The 18,243-nt window shown below is 70.9% G+C and carries 17 protein-coding genes and 1 pseudogene; 10 read left to right on the top strand and 8 right to left on the bottom strand.

Going from position 1 to position 18,243, the window contains the following annotated elements; genetic code table 11:
- Positions 1-186 precede the first annotated feature (186 nt).
- Positions 187-770 (top strand): annotated as a pseudogene (locus tag ABZ070_RS13375) (isocitrate lyase/phosphoenolpyruvate mutase family protein).
- A gap of 50 nt (positions 771-820) precedes the next feature.
- On the opposite strand, the gene ABZ070_RS13370 reads toward ABZ070_RS13375, so the two are convergent.
- Positions 821-1,237: an SsgA family sporulation/cell division regulator gene (locus ABZ070_RS13370; RefSeq protein ID WP_356633140.1), complete on the bottom strand. Its 417-nt coding sequence runs from the start codon at positions 1,235-1,237 to the stop codon at positions 821-823.
- A 196-nt stretch (positions 1,238-1,433) separates the two neighbouring features.
- Here ABZ070_RS13370 and ABZ070_RS13365 point away from each other — a divergent pair, with 196 nt between their 5' ends.
- Complete coding sequence (locus ABZ070_RS13365; protein WP_356633138.1) at positions 1,434-2,519, top strand: oxidoreductase; 1,086 nt, start codon at positions 1,434-1,436, stop codon at positions 2,517-2,519.
- Between the two features lie 16 nt (positions 2,520-2,535).
- On the opposite strand, the gene ABZ070_RS13360 is transcribed toward ABZ070_RS13365, so the two are convergent.
- Positions 2,536-2,835 (bottom strand): YciI family protein, encoded by a 300-nt coding sequence (locus ABZ070_RS13360; RefSeq protein WP_356633136.1) that lies wholly within the window; start codon positions 2,833-2,835, stop codon positions 2,536-2,538.
- A gap of 226 nt (positions 2,836-3,061) precedes the next feature.
- On the opposite strand from ABZ070_RS13360, the gene ABZ070_RS13355 reads away from it, so the two are divergent.
- Both ABZ070_RS13355 and ABZ070_RS13350 read left to right on the top strand, forming a co-directional pair.
- Positions 3,062-3,493: a hypothetical protein gene (locus ABZ070_RS13355; protein WP_356633134.1), complete on the top strand. Its 432-nt coding sequence runs from the start codon at positions 3,062-3,064 to the stop codon at positions 3,491-3,493.
- Between the two features lie 37 nt (positions 3,494-3,530).
- A complete protein-coding gene (locus tag ABZ070_RS13350) occupies positions 3,531-4,226 on the top strand; it encodes an endonuclease V (RefSeq protein WP_356633132.1) in 696 nt (231 codons plus the stop codon).
- 132 nt (positions 4,227-4,358) lie between these two features.
- Here ABZ070_RS13350 and ABZ070_RS13345 read toward each other — a convergent pair whose 3' ends face one another.
- Positions 4,359-5,558 carry a saccharopine dehydrogenase NADP-binding domain-containing protein gene (locus ABZ070_RS13345; protein WP_356633130.1) on the bottom strand — a complete coding sequence of 400 codons (1,200 nt, stop codon included), beginning with the start codon at positions 5,556-5,558 and terminating at the stop codon, positions 4,359-4,361.
- A 368-nt stretch (positions 5,559-5,926) separates the two neighbouring features.
- Between ABZ070_RS13345 and ABZ070_RS13340 the strand changes: the two genes are divergently transcribed.
- The 5 genes from ABZ070_RS13340 to ABZ070_RS13320 all read left to right on the top strand — a co-directional run bounded on the left by ABZ070_RS13340 (position 5,927) and on the right by ABZ070_RS13320 (position 12,275).
- Positions 5,927-7,078: a CaiB/BaiF CoA-transferase family protein gene (locus tag ABZ070_RS13340; protein WP_356633128.1), complete on the top strand. Its 1,152-nt coding sequence runs from the start codon at positions 5,927-5,929 to the stop codon at positions 7,076-7,078.
- Complete coding sequence (locus tag ABZ070_RS13335) at positions 7,075-8,217, top strand: acyl-CoA dehydrogenase family protein (protein ID WP_356633126.1); 1,143 nt, start codon at positions 7,075-7,077, stop codon at positions 8,215-8,217. Before ABZ070_RS13340 ends, ABZ070_RS13335 begins: the two co-directional genes overlap by 4 nt.
- Before the next feature lie 50 nt (positions 8,218-8,267).
- Positions 8,268-9,482, top strand: a complete 1,215-nt coding sequence (locus tag ABZ070_RS13330; protein WP_356633124.1) for an acetyl-CoA C-acetyltransferase — start codon at positions 8,268-8,270, stop codon at positions 9,480-9,482.
- Positions 9,483-9,519: 37 nt separating this feature from the next.
- Positions 9,520-11,694: a 3-hydroxyacyl-CoA dehydrogenase NAD-binding domain-containing protein gene (locus tag ABZ070_RS13325; RefSeq protein ID WP_356633122.1), complete on the top strand. Its 2,175-nt coding sequence runs from the start codon at positions 9,520-9,522 to the stop codon at positions 11,692-11,694.
- Between the two features lie 341 nt (positions 11,695-12,035).
- Complete coding sequence (locus ABZ070_RS13320; RefSeq protein ID WP_356633120.1) at positions 12,036-12,275, top strand: hypothetical protein; 240 nt, start codon at positions 12,036-12,038, stop codon at positions 12,273-12,275.
- Positions 12,276-12,350: 75 nt separating this feature from the next.
- Here ABZ070_RS13320 and ABZ070_RS13315 read toward each other — a convergent pair whose 3' ends face one another.
- Positions 12,351-13,082, bottom strand: a complete 732-nt coding sequence (locus ABZ070_RS13315; protein ID WP_356633118.1) for a MerR family transcriptional regulator — start codon at positions 13,080-13,082, stop codon at positions 12,351-12,353.
- Positions 13,083-13,198: 116 nt separating this feature from the next.
- Between ABZ070_RS13315 and ABZ070_RS13310 the strand changes: the two genes are divergently transcribed.
- On the top strand, positions 13,199-13,678 hold the full coding sequence (locus tag ABZ070_RS13310; RefSeq protein WP_356633116.1) for a macro domain-containing protein: 480 nt from the start codon (positions 13,199-13,201) through the stop codon (positions 13,676-13,678).
- Between the two features lie 98 nt (positions 13,679-13,776).
- Here ABZ070_RS13310 and ABZ070_RS13305 read toward each other — a convergent pair whose 3' ends face one another.
- From ABZ070_RS13305 to ABZ070_RS13290, 4 genes are all read right to left on the bottom strand, one after another.
- A complete protein-coding gene (locus tag ABZ070_RS13305) occupies positions 13,777-14,850 on the bottom strand; it encodes a S1 family peptidase (protein ID WP_356633115.1) in 1,074 nt (357 codons plus the stop codon).
- A gap of 131 nt (positions 14,851-14,981) precedes the next feature.
- Positions 14,982-15,983 carry a sphingomyelin phosphodiesterase gene (gene sph, locus ABZ070_RS13300; protein ID WP_356633113.1) on the bottom strand — a complete coding sequence of 334 codons (1,002 nt, stop codon included), beginning with the start codon at positions 15,981-15,983 and terminating at the stop codon, positions 14,982-14,984.
- Between the two features lie 121 nt (positions 15,984-16,104).
- Entirely contained in the window at positions 16,105-17,343 is a 1,239-nt protein-coding gene (locus tag ABZ070_RS13295) for a cytochrome P450 (protein WP_356633111.1), read from the bottom strand.
- 24 nt (positions 17,344-17,367) lie between these two features.
- Positions 17,368-18,243, bottom strand: an 876-nt coding sequence (locus ABZ070_RS13290) for an FAD-dependent oxidoreductase (protein WP_356633109.1), incomplete at its 5' end; no start/stop codon positions are given.

The raw sequence follows: 18,243 nt of genomic DNA, 5'->3' as shown, positions 1-18,243 counted from the left end.
CGCAGCCGGTGGTGCGCGGTGTCTCAAGACCTCAGACGAGCAACGTCCTACTCCGATCGACGACAACAGAACCACTGTACACTGTAGAATGCGCTCGGCGGGCTGTCAACACCGGATTCTCCCCGGCTTGCGGGAGACACGTTGATGCCGAGAACCTGCCGGCTCCCGCCGTCCTCGCGCTGATGCATGCACGGTGTGACGAACCTTCCCGAGCTCGCCCGCCGTTTCCGTTCCCTCCACACCACGGTGCGCCCGCTGGTCCAGCCCAACGCCTGGGACATTGCCGGCGCCCGGATCATCGCCGGGGCCGGTGCGCCCGCGATCGCCACCACGAGGCAGGCGTCGCCTGGGGTCTGGGCGGCCGCCGGCGGCGCGGGCGTGCCGCTCTTCGTCAACGCCCGTATCGACGTGTATCCGGCGGGCATCGGCGCCGAGCGGGACCGGCTGGAGGAGACCCTGAAGCGGGCCGCGGCCTGCCTCGCCGCGGGCGCGGACGCCATCTTCGTACCAGGTGTCGTCGACCCGCGCGCCGTGAAGGCCCTCGCGAAGGGCATCGACGCCCCGCTCAACGTGATGGCCGGCCCGGGGGCGCCGAGCGCGGCCGAACTGGGGCGGCTCGGCGCGGCGCGCGTCAGCGTCGGGGCCGGCACGCACAGGCCGCGTACGCGCTCGTACGGGCCGCTGCCCGTGAGCTGCTCACCGAGGGGACGTACGGCTCACTGGCCGGCGGCTACGACTGCACGGAGCTCAACACGCTTCTGGACGCGTGAAGGCGCCGGACCCCCGCGGTGGAACCGCCGCGCCGGCTTCGCCCCGCAGCTCAGGCGGCGTCGCGCAGCAGCTCGGCCAGGTCCCGGTCGAGACCCAGATACAGATGCTCGTGCCCCTCGGGAACCGCCTCCTCCACGCGGTCGAGGAAACGGCGCAGCTCGCCGGTGCGGATGTGCACCATCGCCATTCCCTCGGGGGCGTGGAACTCCAGGACCGTCCGGTCGTAACCGTACGGCCGGACCCGCACGTCTCCGAGGCCGGCGGGCTCGAGGACCCCGTCTGCCAGGAGCTCCCGCGAGAACGCCCAGGACACGTCGGTGCCCTCCAGCGTCGCGGGGCCGGGGAAGTCGATGCGGACGGCGAAGGGATCCCGGCGGTCGTAGTGCAGCGTCGCGGGCACGGACTCCATCTGGGGAGCAGAGGCGACGAGGCGGGCCTGGACGGCCTGCTCGATGACGGTGGACAAAGGCCCGCTCCTTCGTGTGCGGCTCGTGGGGTCCCGGTGGCGGAGGTTTCCCTGTGCACAGAAGAAGACGGCGGAATGACTGATTCCGTGCACCGGAATGGACAGTGACATGTGTCACCGCGCACGGGTCTCCCCTGGGCGCGGGCCGCGCACGCACCCTGGACGGGCCTGTGCCTGTGGGCTAGCTTCCAGCGCCATGACGTCCATGGGGAAGACGAGACGAGCGGTGTCGGTGGGACTCTGCGCGGCGGCGGTGACGGCCGCACTGACCGCGCCGGCGCAGGCGGCGGACGGGCCGGCGCGGCGCGACGCCGCCGGATGGAGCCTGAAGGACACCGGAACCGACGTGCGGTTCCGCGGCCTGGCGCCCGTCAGCAGGAAGACCGCCTGGGTGGCGGGCTCCAAGGGCACCGTGCTGCGCACGGCCGACGGCGGCCGCAGCTGGCTCGACGTCTCACCACCCGGCGCACAGGACCTGGAGTTCCGTGACGTCGAGGCGTTCGACGGCCGGCGCGCGGTCGTCCTCGCCATCGGCGAGGGAGAGGCGTCCCGGGTGCTGCGCACGGAGGACGGCGGGTCGACCTGGACCGAGTCGTTCCGTAACACCGAACCCAAGGCGTTCTACGACTGCATGACCTTCTTCGACCGCCGTCACGGCCTGGCCATGAGCGACCCCGTGGACGGCAAGTACCGCATCCTGTCCACCGGCGACGGCGGCCGTACCTGGAAGGTGCTGCCGAACGTCGGGATGCCGGCGGCCCTGCCCGGCGAGGCGGGCTTCGCCGCGAGCGGCCAGTGCCTCGTCAGTTCCGGCCCCCAGGACGTGTGGCTGGCCACCGGCGGCGGCGCCACGGCACGCGTGCTGCACTCCGCCGACCGTGGCCTGAACTGGACCGTCGCCGAGTCGACGATCCCGGCCGGGGACCCGGCCCGTGGCGTCTTCGCGCTTGCGTTCCGCGACCGTGCGCACGGTCTCGCGGTCGGCGGCGACTACCGCGCCGACCAGGCGTCGCCGCAGGCGGCGGCCGTCACCGGGAACGGCGGCCGCAGCTGGCGGCAGGCGAGGACGGCGCCGCCCGCCTACCGCTCCGGCGTGGCCTGGCTGCCGCACAGCTCGTCCGCCGCACTCGCCGTCGGCCCCACCGGGACGGACCTGACGACGGACGGCGGGCGCACCTGGCACACGGTCGACAGCGGTTCGTTCGACACCGTCGACTGCACGCCGGACTTCGGCTGCTGGGCCTCGGGGGAGAAGGGCCGGGTGGCCCGGCTGGAGTTCTGACTGCCGCAAGCGGCCGTCAGGAGGGCAACTGCTGGCGGTACGGGGCGAGTTCGGGTGCGGTCTTGGTCGCGATGAACTCGGTGATCCGGTACGTGCACACCGCGCCCTCGACGAAGGGGTCGGTCGCCGCGATCTTCTCGATCCCCGCGCGATCGTCCCCGACGGCGAGGATGATCCCGCCGTCGCGTGGCTTCTTGCGGCCCGAGGCGATGACGACGCCCTCTTCGTAGAGGGCGTCCAGCCAGGCCACATGGGCCTCCAGGAGGGGTTCGACGCGCTCGACCGGTGCGGTGTAGGTCAGTTCCATCACAAACATGATCGCCAGGCTACCGGCGCGGGGGCGCGCCGGGCCGGATCCGGCCGGCTCCTGGAACGGACCGACTGCGGCGGAGTGCAAGGGAACCGGCTCCGGTGGACCGGCGTCCGTGATCGATGACCGCACGTTGTCGTGTTCCCCGCCGTGTAGCACGAGGGCCGGCAACTGAACGGCCGTACAGTCAGCAGTGTTGCCTGACCAGCAGACACATGGGAGAAGAGGGTTCATGTCGCGCCGACTCATGAAGACCGTACTGGCGGCCGCGGGTGCCGCCGCCGTCGTGGCCGTCACCCCGTTCACCGCGCAGGCCGCCTCGTACTCGGGCGGCAACTACGGCGCCTACGCCTTCGAGGGGCAGTACCCGACCGTCGGGGGATGCACGGGGACGTTCTCCCAGAAGTACGTGCGCCACGCCGAGGGTATGACACTGCGTTACTACTACTCCGGTCAGTGCGGTTCGTACGCCCGGATCGAGAACTCCCGTCAGGGCTGTGTGGCCGTGGCGCAGCGCGCCGACGGCGGCGGCTGGGTCTCGGAGTCCGTCGACCCCGGCATCAACTATGCCTATACCAAAATCGCCAACAACCTCAACGGGCGGCTCTCACGCGCGATCCTGTCGTGCGACGGCCACGACCTGGCGAGCACGCCCTGGTACTGAGCCGCCCGGCTCGTACGGGTCGTAGGCTGGGTGCACCATGAAGATCGTCGAAGCGCCCGCCGACTGGCCCGCGAACGAAGAAGCCGCTCTGGCCGTCCAGGACGAACTGCGCGAGCGTGTCGTCCTGGACGAGCCGGGCCCGCCGCCCGGCAGCGGTCTCGTGACCGGCGTGGACGTGGCGTACGACGACGAACGCGATGTCGTCGCGGCGGCGGCCGTCGTCCTGGACGCCGCGACTCTGCAGGTCGTCGAAGAGGCGACGGCGATCGGCCGGATCACCTTCCCTTACGTGCCCGGCCTGCTGGCCTTCCGGGAGATCCCGACGGTGCTGGCGGCCCTCGAGTCCCTCACGGCCGGCCCCGGCCTCGTCGTCTGCGACGGCTACGGACGGGCGCACCCCCGCCGGTTCGGGCTCGCCAGCCATCTGGGCGTTCTGACGGGGCTGCCCGTGATCGGCGTGGCCAAGAACCCGTTCGTCTTCAGCTACGACGGACTCGGCGACGAGCGAGGCGACTTCGCACCACTCGTCGCCGACGACGGCGAGGAGGTCGGGAGGGCGCTGCGCACGCAGGGGGGCGTGAAGCCGGTCTTCGTCTCGGCGGGCCACCGCGTGACGCTGGACGCCGCCTGCACGCATGCGCTGTGGCTGGCACGGAACTTCCGCATCCCGGAGACGACGCGCCGCGCGGACGCCCTGTGCCGACGCGCGCTGCGGGAGGCGTCGGGCGGCTGACCCTGTCAGCCGGTCCGGCGTTCGCGGACCCGGCCGCAGGGCGGTACCGGGGGCCCTGGGGCCCTACGCCGTCACGCGGAGGAGCCGCACATCGGTACAGCGGAGGGCGGGGCGGTCACCCGCCCCCGCCCCCTATCGTTCGTGCGCCACCCGGAACGTGATGCCCGCCGCGTCCAGGCGTGTCAGCAGCGCGTCACCCATCGCCACCGCCGTCGTCACCTGCCCGGACGTCTTCGGCAGGGAGTCGTGCGCCAGGCACAGCGCCGACTCGGCAAGGATCTTCGCCGTCTCGTCGTAGCCCGGGTCCCCGCCCTTCACCTCGGTGAAGACGCGACGGCCGCCGCCCTCGCCCACGAAACGGACCGAGAACCAGCTCCGGGCGCGGCGCTTGGCGCTCGGCCCGTCGCCCGGGGCGTAACGGTCCATCAGCCACCGCCGGGCCGCCGGGATCTGAGCCAGGCCGAAGCCCACGCCCACGGCGGCCGGGCCGCCGAGCGCCATGGGCAGACTCTTGACCGCCGCGTAGTGGCGGTAGCGGAAGTCGGGGCCGTAGCGCTCGAGCGCGCGGGCGGAGCGGGCCACGATCTGCGGGTCGATCGTCGGCAGGGGCAGCGCCCACGCCCCGGTCTCCCGGCTGAAGCGGGGCCCGCCGAGGGGTGCGCGCGCCCGGCGGCCGACGAGGCGCGGCTCGTGCAGGCGGCGTTCCCGCGCCGCGGCCAGCGACTGACGGCCCCGGCCCATGGCGGTGAGCGCGGAGGCCATCGTGCCGCCGGAGAACATCGCGTTGGAGCGGACGAAGCCGTCGATCGAGAGCGGCACACCCTCGGGCAGCTGCCGCACGGTGAAGTACACGCCGAGATCGTGAGGGACCGAGTCGAATCCGCAGGCGTGGACGATCCGCGCCCCGGTCTCGCGGGCCCGCGCGTCATGCCGTACGTACATCGAATCCACGAACTCGGGCTCGCCGGTCAGATCCGCGTAGTCCGTGCCGGCCTCCGCGCACGCGGCGACCAGAGCCTCGCCGTACCAGACGTAGGGGCCGACCGTCGTGGCGACGACGCGTGCGGACGCCGCGAGTTCCCGCAGCGACTCCGTGTCGGCCGCGTCCGCTTCGATCAGGGGCAGGGCAGCGCATGCGGGGTTGACGACCGCGAGCTGCTCCCGCAGATGCTCGAGCTTCTGCCGGTTGCGCCCCCCGACGGCCCAGCGGCAGTCGGCGGGCGCGTGCCGGGCGAGATACTCGGCCGTCAGCGCCCCGACGAATCCTGTCGCTCCGAAGAGCACGATGTCATACGGGCGCTGTGCGCGATCCGTCCCGTTCTGGCTGTTCAATGGTTCCTCCGCCGTCAGGGCCGTCCGCAGGGGAGCGCCCCGGCACCACGCCGACGTCGACGGCGAGGTCAGGGCCTGTCCGGCGGATCAAGGCCGGACAGACCCTAGCGCGCGAACGTGCCGCGCAGAAGATCCGTCCCCCATCGGTGACGGTCCCCCTCGGTGAGTGACGGCCCCATCGGTGACGGTGCCCGGTGACGGTGACACGCACCGTTGAAGCGCGGGGTGCCGCGCTCGGCGGCGGCGGTGTTGGAGGATCTAAGCGCTCGCTCGCCCGAAACCCTTGTGTCCGGTGGAACACGTTCTTACCATCACTGGTGTTACATCAGTTGTGTCAAAGCAGTCGTGCCAAAGCCGCTGGGGGCTGGATGTCACTGTCAGGGAACGGCCCACTGGCCGGGGTGCGCGTCGTGGAGCTGGCGGGCATCGGGCCGGGCCCGTTCGCCGCGATGCTCCTCGGCGACCTCGGCGCCGACGTCGTGAGGGTCGACCGCCCCGGCGGCGCGGGGCTGGCCATCGATCCGGCGTACGACCTCACCAACCGCAACAAGCGGTCCGTGCTGATCGACCTCAAGTCCGACGAAGGGCCCCGTCAGGTCCTCGATCTGGTCGAGCGTGCCGACGTGCTCATCGAGGGCTACCGGCCCGGGGTCGCGGAGCGCCTCGGGGTCGGTCCCGACGTGTGCCTCGCCCGCAATCCGCGTCTCGTCTACGGGCGGATGACCGGCTGGGGCCAGGAAGGCCCGCTCGCCCCGCGCGCCGGCCACGACATCGGCTACATCGCCCTCACCGGCACCCTCTCCATGATCGGCAGGGCCGACGAGCCGCCCGTCGCCCCCGCCAACCTGGTGGGCGACTACGCGGGCGGCTCGCTCTACCTCGTCATCGGTGTACTCGCGGCACTCCAGCACGCCCGCGGCGAGGGCGGCGGCGGACAGGTCGTGGACGCGGCCATCGTCGACGGCGCCGCGCACCTCGCCACGATGATCCACGGCATGATGGCGGCCGGCGGCTGGCAGGACCGGCGTGGTGCCAACCTGCTCGACGGCGGCTGTCCCTTCTACGGCAGCTACGAGACGGCCGACGGCGAGTACATGGCCGTCGGTGCGCTGGAGCAGCAGTTCTACGACCAGTTCGTCGAGCTGCTCGGGATCAAGGACGAGATCCCGGCCCGCAAGGACTTCGACCGCTGGGACGAACTGCGCGACGCGGTCGCCGCCAGGTTCAGGACGCGCACCCGCGCCGAGTGGACCGAGGTATTCGAGGGGTCCGACGCCTGCGTCGCCCCGGTGCTCTCGCTGCGTGAAGCCCCCGCCCACCCGCACCTCGCCGCCCGGGAGACCTTCGTCGACCACGGCGGCATCACCCAGCCCGCGCCGGCACCCCGCTTCTCCGCCACCCCGGCCGCCGTGACCCGACGGCCGGCCCTGCCCGGCGCGGACACCGCGGACGTCGCCCGCGACTGGGACGTGCGGAGCATCCAGCCCCACGAGTCCCACGAGTCCCGGGAGGACCGTTGAAGCGCCGCATCTTCACCGCCGAGCACGAGGCATTCCGCGAGACCGTCCGCACCTTCCTCACCAAGGAGGTGCTGCCCCACTACGAGCAGTGGGAGAAGGACGGCATCGTCAGCCGCGACGCCTGGCTCGCGGCAGGCCGCCAAGGCCTGCTCGGCCTCGCCGTGCCGGAGGAGTACGGAGGCGGCGGCAATGCCGACTTCCGGTACGCCGCCGTGCTCCACGAGGAGTTCACGCGCGCGGGCGCGGCCGGTCTCGCCATCGGCCTGCACAACGACATCATCGGCCCGTACCTCACATCGCTCGCCACCGACGAGCAGAAGCGCCGCTGGCTGCCGGGCTTCTGCAGCGGCGAGACCGTCACCGCCATCGCGATGACCGAGCCGGGCGCCGGCTCCGACCTCCAGGGCATACGCACCACCGCCGAGGACCGGGGCGACCACTGGGTCCTCAACGGGTCCAAGACCTTCATCTCCAACGGCATCCTCGCCGACCTGGTGATCGTCGTGGCGAAGACGACACCCGAGGGAGGCGCGCACGGTCTGTCGCTCCTCGTCGTCGAACGCGGCATGGAGGGCTTCGAACGCGGCCGCAACCTGGAGAAGATCGGCCAGAAGTCCCAGGACACCGCCGAGCTGTTCTTCCACGACGTGCTGGTACCCAAGGCCAATCTCCTGGGCGAGTTGAACGGCGCCTTCATCCACCTCATGACCAACCTCGCGCAGGAACGCATGGCGATCGCCGTCTCCGGGATCGCCGCCGCCGAGCACCTGCTGGAGATCACCACCCGGTACGTCAAGGAGCGGGAGGCCTTCGGACGGCCGCTGGCGAAGCTCCAGCACGTCCGCTTCGAGATCGCGGAGCTCGCCACCGAGTGCGCCGTCACCCGCGCCTTCCTCGACCGCTGCATCGAGGACCACGCGAACGGCGAACTCGACGCCGTGCACGCCTCGATGGCCAAGTGGTGGGCGACCGAGCTGCAGAAGCGCGCGGCGGACCGCTGCCTGCAACTGCACGGCGGATACGGCTACATGAGCGAGTACCCCGTCGCCAGGGCCTTCACGGACGGCCGCATCCAAACGATCTACGGCGGCACGACGGAGATCATGAAGGAGATCATCGGCCGCTCCCTGCTCGGCTGACCCCATCCACACCGTCCCGCACGGCACACCCTCATGAAAGGCTCCAGACAGTGAGCACCGAAGCTTACGTGTACGACGCGATCCGCACCCCGCGCGGGCGCGGGAAGGCAAACGGCGCCCTGCACGGCACCAAGCCGATCGACCTCGTCGTCGGACTGATCCACGAGCTCCAGGCCCGTTTCCCCAGCCTCGACCCCGCCGCGATCGACGACATCGTGCTGGGCGTCGTCGGCCCCGTCGGTGACCAGGGCTCCGACATCGCCCGGATCGCCGCCATCGCGGCCGGGCTGCCCGACACCGTCGCCGGCGTCCAGGAGAACCGCTTCTGCGCCTCGGGTCTCGAGGCGGTCAACATGGCCGCCATGAAGGTCCGGTCCGGCTGGGAGGACTTGGTCCTCGCCGGCGGTGTGGAGTCGATGTCCCGCGTGCCGATGGCCTCGGACGGCGGCGCCTGGTTCGCCGACCCGATGACCAACTTCGACACCAACTTCGTCCCGCAGGGCATCGGCGCCGACCTGATCGCCACCCTCGGCGGCTGGTCGCGCCGCGACGTCGACGAGTACGCGGCGCTGTCGCAGGAGCGGGCGGCCGCCGCATGGAAGGACGGCTGCTTCGACCGCTCGGTCGTCCCGGTCCGCGACCGCAACGGCCTGGTCGTCCTCGACCATGACGAGCACATGCGGCCCGGCACCACCGCCGACTCCCTCGCCGCCCTCAAGCCGTCCTTCGCGGGCATCGGCGAACTCGGCGGCTTCGACGCCGTCGCCCTGCAGAAGTACCACTGGGTCGAGAAGATCGACCACGTCCACCACGCGGGCAACTCCTCCGGCATCGTCGACGGCGCGGCCCTCGTCGCCATCGGCTCCAAGGAGGTCGGCGAGCGCCACGGTCTGACCCCGCGTGCCCGTATCGTCTCCGCCGCCGTCTCCGGCTCCGAGCCGACCATCATGCTCACCGGCCCCGCGCCCGCCACCCGCAAGGCACTCGCCAAGGCCGGGCTGACCATCGACGACATCGACCTCGTCGAGATCAACGAGGCCTTCGCCGGCGTCGTGCTGCGCTTCGCGCAGGACATGGGCCTGTCCCTCGACAAGGTCAACGTCAACGGCGGCGCGATCGCCCTGGGCCACCCGCTCGGCGCGACCGGAGCGATGATCCTCGGAACCCTCATCGACGAACTGGAGCGCCAGGACAAGCGCTACGGCCTCGCCACCCTGTGCGTGGGCGGCGGAATGGGCATCGCCACCGTCGTCGAGCGTCTCTGACCCCCGTCCTCTTCCGCCTTACGGAGCACCCACCACCATGAGCGAGCCCACCACCATCCGCTGGGAACAGGACGAGACCGGCGTCGTCACCCTCGTCCTCGACGACCCGAACCAGTCCGCGAACACGATGAACCAGGCCTTCAAGGCCTCGATCGCGGCCGTCGCCGACCGGGTGGAGGCCGAGCAGGACTCCATCCGCGGCATCATCTTCACCTCCGCGAAAAAGACCTTCTTCGCGGGCGGCGACCTCAAGGAGATGATCCAGGCAGGGCCCGACGACGCGCAGTTCGTCTTCGACGCGGGCATGGGCATCAAGCGTGCCCTGCGCCGGATCGAGACCATCGGCAAGCCCGTTGTCGCCGCCATCAACGGCGCCGCCCTCGGCGGCGGTTACGAGATCGCCCTCGCCTGCCACCACCGCATCGCGCTCGACGCGCCCGGCTCCAAGATCGGCCTGCCCGAGGTCACCCTCGGCCTGCTCCCGGCCGGCGGCGGCGTCACCCGCACCGTACGGCTCATGGGCATCGCCGACGCCCTGCTGAAGGTGCTGCTGCAGGGCACCCAGTACAGCCCGGCGCGGGCGCTGGAGAACGGCCTGATCCACGAAGTCGCCGCGACAAAGGACGAGATGCTCGCGAAGGCCCGCGCCTTCATCGACGCCAACCCTGAGTCGCAGCAGCCCTGGGACGCCAAGGGCTACAGGATTCCCGGCGGCACCCCGTCCAGCCCGAAGTTCGCCGCCAACCTGCCCGCGTTCCCCGCCAACCTGCGCAAGCAGACTGCCGGTGCGCCCTATCCCGCGCCGCGCAACATCCTCGCGGCGGCCGTCGAGGGCTCGCAGGTCGACTTCGAGACCGCGCAGGTCATCGAGGCCCGCTACTTCACCGAGCTGGTCACCGGCGCGATCGCCAAGAACATGATGCAGGCCTTCTTCTTCGACCTGCAGGCCGTCAACGCCGGCCGCAGCCGCCCGGAAGGCGTCGAGCCGCGGCCCGTGCGCAAGGTCGCCGTTCTCGGCGCCGGCATGATGGGCGCCGGCATCGCCTACTCCTGCGCCCGCGCCGGGATCGACGTCGTCCTGAAAGACGTCACCGCCGAGGCCGCGGCCAAGGGCAAGGGCTACTCGGAGAAGCTGTGCGCCAAGGCGGTGTCGCGGGGCCGCACCACCCAGGAGAAGGCCGACGCGCTGCTGGCCCGGATCACCCCGACCTCGGACGCCGCCGACCTCGCCGGCTGCGACGCCGTGATCGAGGCGGTCTTCGAGGACACCGCGCTCAAGCACAAGGTCTTCCAGGAGATCCAGGACGTCGTCGAGCCCGACGCGCTCCTCTGCTCCAACACCTCCACGCTCCCCATCACCGTCCTCGCCGAAGGGGTCTCGCGGCCGGACGACTTCGTCGGGCTGCACTTCTTCTCGCCCGTCGACAAGATGCCGCTGGTGGAGATCATCAAGGGGGAGCGCACCGGCGAGACGGCGCTGGCCCGCGCCTTCGACCTGGTCAGGCAGATCAACAAGACGCCGATCGTGGTCAACGACTCCCGCGGCTTCTTCACCTCCCGGGTCATCGGCCAGTTCATCAACGAGGGCGTGGCGATGGTCGGCGAGGGCGTCGACGCCGTCTCCGTCGAGCAGGCGGCCGCCCAGGCCGGCTACCCGGCGAAGGTGCTCTCCCTGATGGACGAGCTGACGCTCACCCTGCCGCGAAAGATCCGCAACGAGACCAGGCGGGCGGTCGAGGAGGCGGGCGGCACCTGGGCCGGCCACCCCGCGGACACGGTGATCGACCGGATGGTGGACGAGTTCGGCCGCCCCGGCCGCAGCGGCGGCGCGGGCTTCTACGACTACGACGAGGAGGGCAAGCGCGCCGGACTGTGGCCGGGCCTGCGCGAGCACTTCACACGCGCCGACGCGGACGTTCCCTTCGAAGACATGAAGGAGCGGATGCTCTTCTCCGAGGCGCTCGACACGGTCCGCTGCCTCGAGGAGAACGTCCTCACCTCGGTCGCCGACGCCAACATCGGTTCCATCATGGGCATCGGCTTCCCGGCCTGGACGGGCGGCGCCCTCCAGTACATCAACGGCTACGAGGGCGGCCTGCCCGGCTTCGTGGCCCGCGCCCGCGAACTGGCCGAGCGCTACGGCGAGCGGTTCCAGCCGCCCGCGCTGCTCGTCGGGAAGGCGGACCGCGGCGAGGTGTTCACCGACGCCTGACGTGACGTGACCTGACCGATCCCGTCGGAGCGGGTGGCCTGCCCACAAGGAGGCCACCCGCTTCGAGGCGTTTCATCCGGGTGCCCCGTCGCCGCACGCAGCGGCCGTCCGTCCCTGGGGCAACGTGTGCGTGTCGGAGCGGATGCCGTGCACGAAAACCATGGGCAGTGAAGCCTCTGCCGTCATCAGTCCCCCCAAGCGACGACGTTCCGGGACCGACTCTACCGGCGGGCGCCCGAAGGCCCTCGGGCCGCCCGTGAGTCAAGTGGGGTTGCCTCTGCGGGGCGTTCCTCGGTGAAACCCTCCACGCCGTAGCCGCCCAGCCTCTCCAGAGCCTTCTGGTGCACGACCTGCTCCGACTCGAGGACGAGGACTCCTGGGCCGACCTGGCCGTCTCGGGGGTCACCACCGGCGCCCGGCCCGTCGTCTCCGGCGACTGGGACGGCACTGGGCAGGACGGCCTCGTCATCGGCGAAACGGGCGTGGGCTCGCCGCCGGGCGGCGGGATCACCCTCTACGTGGCCGCGGCGACCTGTCCCGCCTCGAGCCGGAGCCGGTGCGGTACTGGACTCAGGATTTAGACGGCATCCCGGGTGTCGCGGAGGCGGGCGACCAGTGGGGCGCGGAGCTGTCGGTCGGCGACACCGACAACCTGGTTACCGGGTCTCTGTGCCGAACGCGGCCCGCAGCTCCTCGCGCAGTGAACGCTGAAACGCCGTCACCAGCGCCTGGATCACCATGGGCTGCATATGGGCGGACAGCGACTTCATCGCCGCCAGATGGTCCGGATCCGACTCGCGCTCGCGGTAGGGGCCCCAGACCTTGTCACGGAACAACCGGCTCAGGTCTTGCGCGGCCGCCCGGGCATGCTCCAGCAGCACGGTGCGGGAGGCCAGGATCGTCTCGTGCGCGATCGGCACGTCCAGCAGCTCGACACCGAGCCGCAGCAGACCGCCGTCCAGCCGGAACGTGTCCTTCGCGGCGCGGTCCAGCACCCCCATGGCGGCCAGCCGGTCGACGTCCTGGTCGAGAAGCTCGCGCCCGGCCCGGCGCTCCAGCTCCTCCTTCGTCACCTCCTCCGCCGACTCCGGCGCCCACGAGGCGACCAGGGCGCGGTGGATTGCGAGGTCCTGTGCGCTCAAGTCGGGTGGCAGCTGCTCCAGGTAGCGTTCGATCGCGGCGAGCGTCATGCCCTGGTGCTGGAGCTCCTCGATCAGGGCCAGCCGGGAGACATGGTCATGGCCGTAGTGACCGACCCTGCGAGGACCGATCACGGGCGGAGGCAGCAGTCCACGCGTGCTGTAGAACCGGATGGTGCGCACGGTGACCCCGGCGCGTGCGGCCAGCTCGTCGACGGTGAGCATCGGCTCCTCTGTTCCGGTCGCCATGACCCTCCTTCTGCTGAAACCGCACCGATGAAACAGTATTGCTGTCTCACCAGTGTTGTGAAAGCCGCGGGGGATATCCGGAGCGAGTTGTCAGCGGTGGATCGTACGGTTGTTCCGTGTTCGAGATCAGATACGTCCGGGGGGACGCCACCACGCCGCAGGGCAAAGGCGTCAAAGTGATCGCCCACGTCACGAACGACCTGGGCGGCTGGGGGAAGGGGTTCGTCCTCGCGCTCTCCCGCCGCTGGCCCGAGCCGGAGGCGGCGTACCGCCGTTGGCACCGGGGGCGCGCGGGCAACGACTTCGCGCTGGGCGCGGTGCAGTTCGTGCAGGTCGGTCCGTATCTCTGGGTGGCCAACATGGTCGGCCAGCGCGGGATCCGGACCGGGAGCAACGGTGCCCCCGTGCGGTACGAGGCCATCGACAAGGCATTGGCCGCCGTCGCCGGCAAGGCGGTGGAGCTCGGCGCCACCGTTCACATGCCGCGCATCGGCTGCGGTCTCGCAGGCGGCAAGTGGTCGCGAGTGGAACCGCTGATATCCGAGCGCCTGACGGCACGCGGCATCGCGGTCACGGTCTACGACCACGGCGACTGACGCGCCGCCATCACGGCTCCGCCTCCACCACGCCGCCCGCCCGGCACGCCGAAGGCGTGCCCACCGCGGTGGGCACGCCTTCAGGTGAGGGCAAAGCGTCAGTAGACGGCGACGCCGTACGCGCCGAGCGCCTCCCTGACCGGCTGGTGGAGCGCCGATCCGCTGGTGCCCGTGCAGCCTGCGCTGCCTGAGTGGATGCCCAGGGCCGTCGAGCCGGCGAAGTGCGCGCCGCCGCTGTCGCCGGCTGCGGAGCAGGCGGTGGTGCGGACCAGGTTGTGCACCGGGCCCTCGCCGTAGTTCACCGTGACGTTCACGGCGGTCACCGTGCCGCTGGTGAGTTCGGTGGTGGAGCCGCTCTTGTGGATCGACTGGCCGACGATCGCGTCGGCGGCCGTGGTGATGTCCTGGTGGGTGCCGTTGTAGAGGTTCACGCTGCCCGGGGGCAGTGACCCGTCGGTGTAGCGGACGAGACCGTAGTCGTTGGTCGGGAAGCTGGTGCCCTCCCGTGTGCCGATCGAGGGGCCGCCGGAGCCGGCGGACCAGCTGGTCGCGGCATTGGTGCAGTGCCCGGCGGTCAGGAAGTAGCGGTCGGCGCCCTTGGACACATTGAACGCGGTGGAGCAGCGGTAGCCGCCGCCGTGGATCGCGTCGCCGCCCGCCACCTCCTTCTTGAACGCTCCGGCGATCTGCTTGATGCGTACGGCGTCACCGAGCGTCGCGGCGACGCTCCTCAGCTTCGCCATGGAGTCCGGGGACACAGTGCTGTCGGCCTCGATCACGACCTGGTTCGCCGAAGGGTCCAGGCCCCAGGAGGTCCCGGTGATCCTCGCCCTGGACTCCAGGGTGTCCACCGCGGCCTGCAGTTGGGCCATGCTGCGTGTGACGAGCTCGGCCCGGGCACCGGTGGCCCGTACCTCCTCGGCGGCATCCGCGTCGGTGACGGTGACGACGAGTTCACCGCTCTGTGCGTCGAGGTAGGAGCCGGCGGTACGGTCGCCGAGGTCGCGTGCGAGCGAGGTGTGCAGGGAGTACTGGGCGGGCGATGCGGCGACGCCGGGGCTCGGGTTCCCGGCGCCGGCGCCGACAGCACCGGCCGTTCCGGAGCCGAGTCCGACGGCGGTCAGGGCCAGCAGGGCGGGAAGGCAGATGCGCGCGCGGAGCGTGCGTCTCATGGGGGGCTTCTCCTTCGTACGAGTCCGTGTGGGGGGTGCCTGACGGCATGTGGACTGGACCAGTCCGGAGTTGCGGACTCAATGTGGCATGGCCCTGACATAGCCACAAGGCCGCCGTCGGCGGCTTGCGCCTACTGGCCGGAGGCAATCACCGGATAGTGGTCGGACAGATTGGTGTACGTGTAGGTGGTGCCCCAACTGGAGACGGACCAGGGTGCGCTCTGCTCTTTGATCACCTCATTGGTCCAGCCGGCGGGCCTGCTGTGCCCGGCGCGGTGCAGGACGTAGTCCAGATCCTCGCGGGCGTCGTCCGGGTAGCGGTCGGCCGCGATCGAGTTGTCCTCGGTGTCGAAGGAGTAGGCGTGGCCGGTCCGTGCGTCGGATCCCACCAGACCGCCGTCCGCGAGCATCGAGGCGTACTCCGGTGTGCGGGAGTCCACATTGAAGTCGCCCGCCACGAGGACCTGCTCGGAAGCCGGGATCTTCTTGGCGTCCAGGAAGGCGTCCATCGCGCGGAACTGACGGCCGCGCATCTCCGCGGCCTCGCCCGCGTCGCAGCCCGGGTCGGTGGACTGCGCGTGGGTGCCGACGACGTGCACCTTCGTGCCGTTCACGTCGAGCACTGCGTAGACGAAGCCCTTGTTCGACCACCAGTCCGCGCCGCAGGCGTCCTTGTACACGTACTGCTCCTTGCGGACGATGGGCCACTTGCTGAGGACGGCCACCCCGCCGTCCTCGGGTGTGGTGGCCGAGTACGAGCCGCCCGTCGCGTCCCAGCCGTCCTTGCTCCGGCCCATCACCGGCGTCCGGTACGGGTACTGGGGGGCGGCATTGCGTATCAGCGCTTCCGACGACGAGTTGTCGAAGGCCTCCTGCAGCACGACGACGTCGTTGCCCCGGAAGAAGCCGGCCGCAGGGATGGCGGCGGCGCGGTGGTCCTGACCCCAGTTGGGGTACAGCGACTTGCTGAACAGGAAAGCGTTGTACGTGAGGACCTTCAGGCGCGGCGTCTCCGCGCTCGGCGACGCGGCGGCGGACGGCACGGCGCCGGCGAGGGCGGTGGCGGCGAGTACGACGGACAGCGCGGCGGAAACGGCGGCGCCGGGAACACGGCGGAGCTCGGACTGCGGCACAGGATCTCCCGTTCATGGGTGGGGGGTTCCACCGGTCGACGGACCGGCGCCGCATATCAAATCAGCCGTAGTTACCTTCTGGTAATGGTTGGGTGCCCGATTTCTTGCCGCCGCGCCACGATCAGGGGCCGATCCCGTCGCAGGCGATCGACAGATGCCGCGGCCCGCGCAGCACGGCGTTCTGCCGGTACGGCGGCGGGTCCTCCAGCAGACGCGGGTTCTCCAGCCTGCGGGCGAGTTCCGACAACGCGAACTGGGCCTCCAGCCGGGCGAGCGGTGCGCCGAAGCAGCTGTGGATGCCGCTGCCCAGCCCGAGGTGCTGGATGTCCTTGCGGTCCGGGTCGAAGCGGTTCGGGTCCTCGAAGCGCTGCGGGTCGCGGTTGCCGGACGCCAGGACCAGCCAGAGGGAGGCGCCCTTGGGAATGGTGACGCCACGGACCTCGATGTCGGCGAGGGTTGTGCGCTGCGGCACCAGTTGCACCGGCGGTTCGAAGCGCAGCAGCTCCTCGACGATGGGCACGGCCAGCCGCGGATCGGCACGAAGCCGCTCGAGGACGTCGGGGTTGCGCAGCAGGGTCAGCATGCCGTTGGTGACGAGGTTGACGGTGGTCTCGTGGCCCGCGATCAGCAACAGCGCCGCGGTGCTGAGCAGTTCCATCGTGGTCATCGTGCCGTCCTCGCTCTTGAGCGTGGCCAGCTCGGAGAGCATGTCGTCCCCCGGATTCTTGCGGCGCTCCTCGATCAGGCCGGCGAGATACATGCCCAACTGCATCCGGGCGTCGTGCGAGGCCTTGCCCCGCTCGGTGGGGTCCGCGCTCGGGTCGGGGTCCAGGCTCGCGGCGATGGTGTCCGCCCAGACGTGGAAACGCGCCTCGTCCTCGCGCGGTACCCCGAGCAGCCGGCAGATCACCGTCACCGGGAAGGGATACGAGAACTGGTCCACCAGGTCGAACCGGTCGGTGTCGCCGATGCCGTCGATGAGGCCGGAGACGATGCCGTGGAGCTCCTCCCGCATGCCGTCGACCCGGTGTGGTGAGTGCGGCGGGCCGAAGGGCCGGTTGGTCATCCGTCGCAGCCGGTCGTGTTCCGGCGGGTCGAGCCGCAGGAAGCTCGGCGGCAGGGCGCTCTCCTCCTCCTGGGCCGACTCCGCCAGCGGGTCGTGGGTGGTCGAGGCGAGGTTGCGGGCGTCAGAGCTGAGCCGGGGATCGTGCAGAAGGCTGCGGATCTCGTAGTAGGTGCTGACGACGTACGGCCCGTCCTCTTCGTGGTGGACCGGCGTCTTCCGCAGCTCTTCGTAAATCGGGTAAGGGTTGGCGCGGTTGGCGTAGTCCAGGATCTGGTGCAGCAGGGATTGCGTCATGGCGGGTCCTCGTGGCCGTGCGGGTCAGTGCGCGGGAGTGAACGTCATCCGGCGGTCGGCCGGCGAATATCCGCTGAGGGTCACAGTGGGGCCGTGGGTGGGGACCGACGGGTCGGGGAAGTCCGCGTCCACCGGCCGCTGTCCGTCCGGACGCCGGTCGACCGTCGGGAACGGCGGCGGGAACGGCGCCGTGGTCTCGATGAGCTCCTGGTAGAACTGCAGCCAGCGGGCCTGGTCGAAGGCGACCGCGCCGATGACGCGTCCCTGGTAGCCGTAGACACCGACAAATCTGTGACTGGCGAGCGAGCCCTGCGAGACGAGGATCTCCGTCCCCAGCGACGGGACCCCGACCGACTTGATGTTGACGCCGAACTGCGAGGACCAGAAGGCCGGCACCCACATGTGGGGGAGGCGCTCGGAGCTCTCGCTGACCATGTTGTGCGCGGCGATCCCGGCCTGGGAGACGGCGTTGCCCCAATGTTCCAGGGACAGGAACTGGTAGCCGAACAGGGGGTGTGGGGAGCGGGCGACGTCACCGGCCACGTAGATGTCGTCGGTCACGATCCCGCGGATGTCGAAGGCGCGGCAGCCGGCGTCGCAGGCGATCCCGCGGGGGCCGGCACCGAGTCCGGACCCCGCGAGCCATTCCGTGTTGCGAGTGGCGCCGAGCGAGACGACCACCACGTCGGTCTCCACGGTGGAACCGTCCGACAGATGTGCGGCCCGCACCCGTCCCGAGGCGTCGCCCTCGAGGGCGGTCACCATCACCCCGGTGCGCAGGTCCACGCCGTGCGCGCGCTGGAGCTCGGCGGCGACCAGACTGGCCCCTACGGTCAGCGGTACACCGGCGACGACGAACACGCCGGTGTTGAGGAGAGCCGTGCGGAACGTCTCGTCGCC

Origin of the sequence: Streptomyces sp. NPDC006283, from assembly GCF_040613325.1 — a bacterium.
GTDB lineage: Bacteria > Actinomycetota > Actinomycetes > Streptomycetales > Streptomycetaceae > Streptomyces.
This window is presented reverse-complemented; position numbering and strand designations above follow the sequence as displayed.

What these genes read in the sequence shown, in the direction of transcription:
- ABZ070_RS13360 (WP_356633136.1), bottom strand. Translation starts at nt 2,835, where the DNA reads ATGTTTGTGATGGAACTGACCTACACCGCACCGGTCGAGCGCGTCGAA.
- ABZ070_RS13325 (WP_356633122.1), top strand. Translation starts at nt 9,520, where the DNA reads ATGAGCGAGCCCACCACCATCCGCTGGGAACAGGACGAGACCGGCGTC.
- ABZ070_RS13315 (WP_356633118.1), bottom strand. Translation starts at nt 13,082, where the DNA reads ATGGCGACCGGAACAGAGGAGCCGATGCTCACCGTCGACGAGCTGGCC.
- ABZ070_RS13305 (WP_356633115.1), bottom strand. Translation starts at nt 14,850, where the DNA reads ATGAGACGCACGCTCCGCGCGCGCATCTGCCTTCCCGCCCTGCTGGCC.
- ABZ070_RS13365 (WP_356633138.1), top strand. Translation starts at nt 1,434, where the DNA reads ATGACGTCCATGGGGAAGACGAGACGAGCGGTGTCGGTGGGACTCTGC.
- ABZ070_RS13355 (WP_356633134.1), top strand. Translation starts at nt 3,062, where the DNA reads ATGTCGCGCCGACTCATGAAGACCGTACTGGCGGCCGCGGGTGCCGCC.
- ABZ070_RS13350 (WP_356633132.1), top strand. Translation starts at nt 3,531, where the DNA reads ATGAAGATCGTCGAAGCGCCCGCCGACTGGCCCGCGAACGAAGAAGCC.
- ABZ070_RS13295 (WP_356633111.1), bottom strand. Translation starts at nt 17,343, where the DNA reads ATGACGCAATCCCTGCTGCACCAGATCCTGGACTACGCCAACCGCGCC.
- ABZ070_RS13340 (WP_356633128.1), top strand. Translation starts at nt 5,927, where the DNA reads ATGTCACTGTCAGGGAACGGCCCACTGGCCGGGGTGCGCGTCGTGGAG.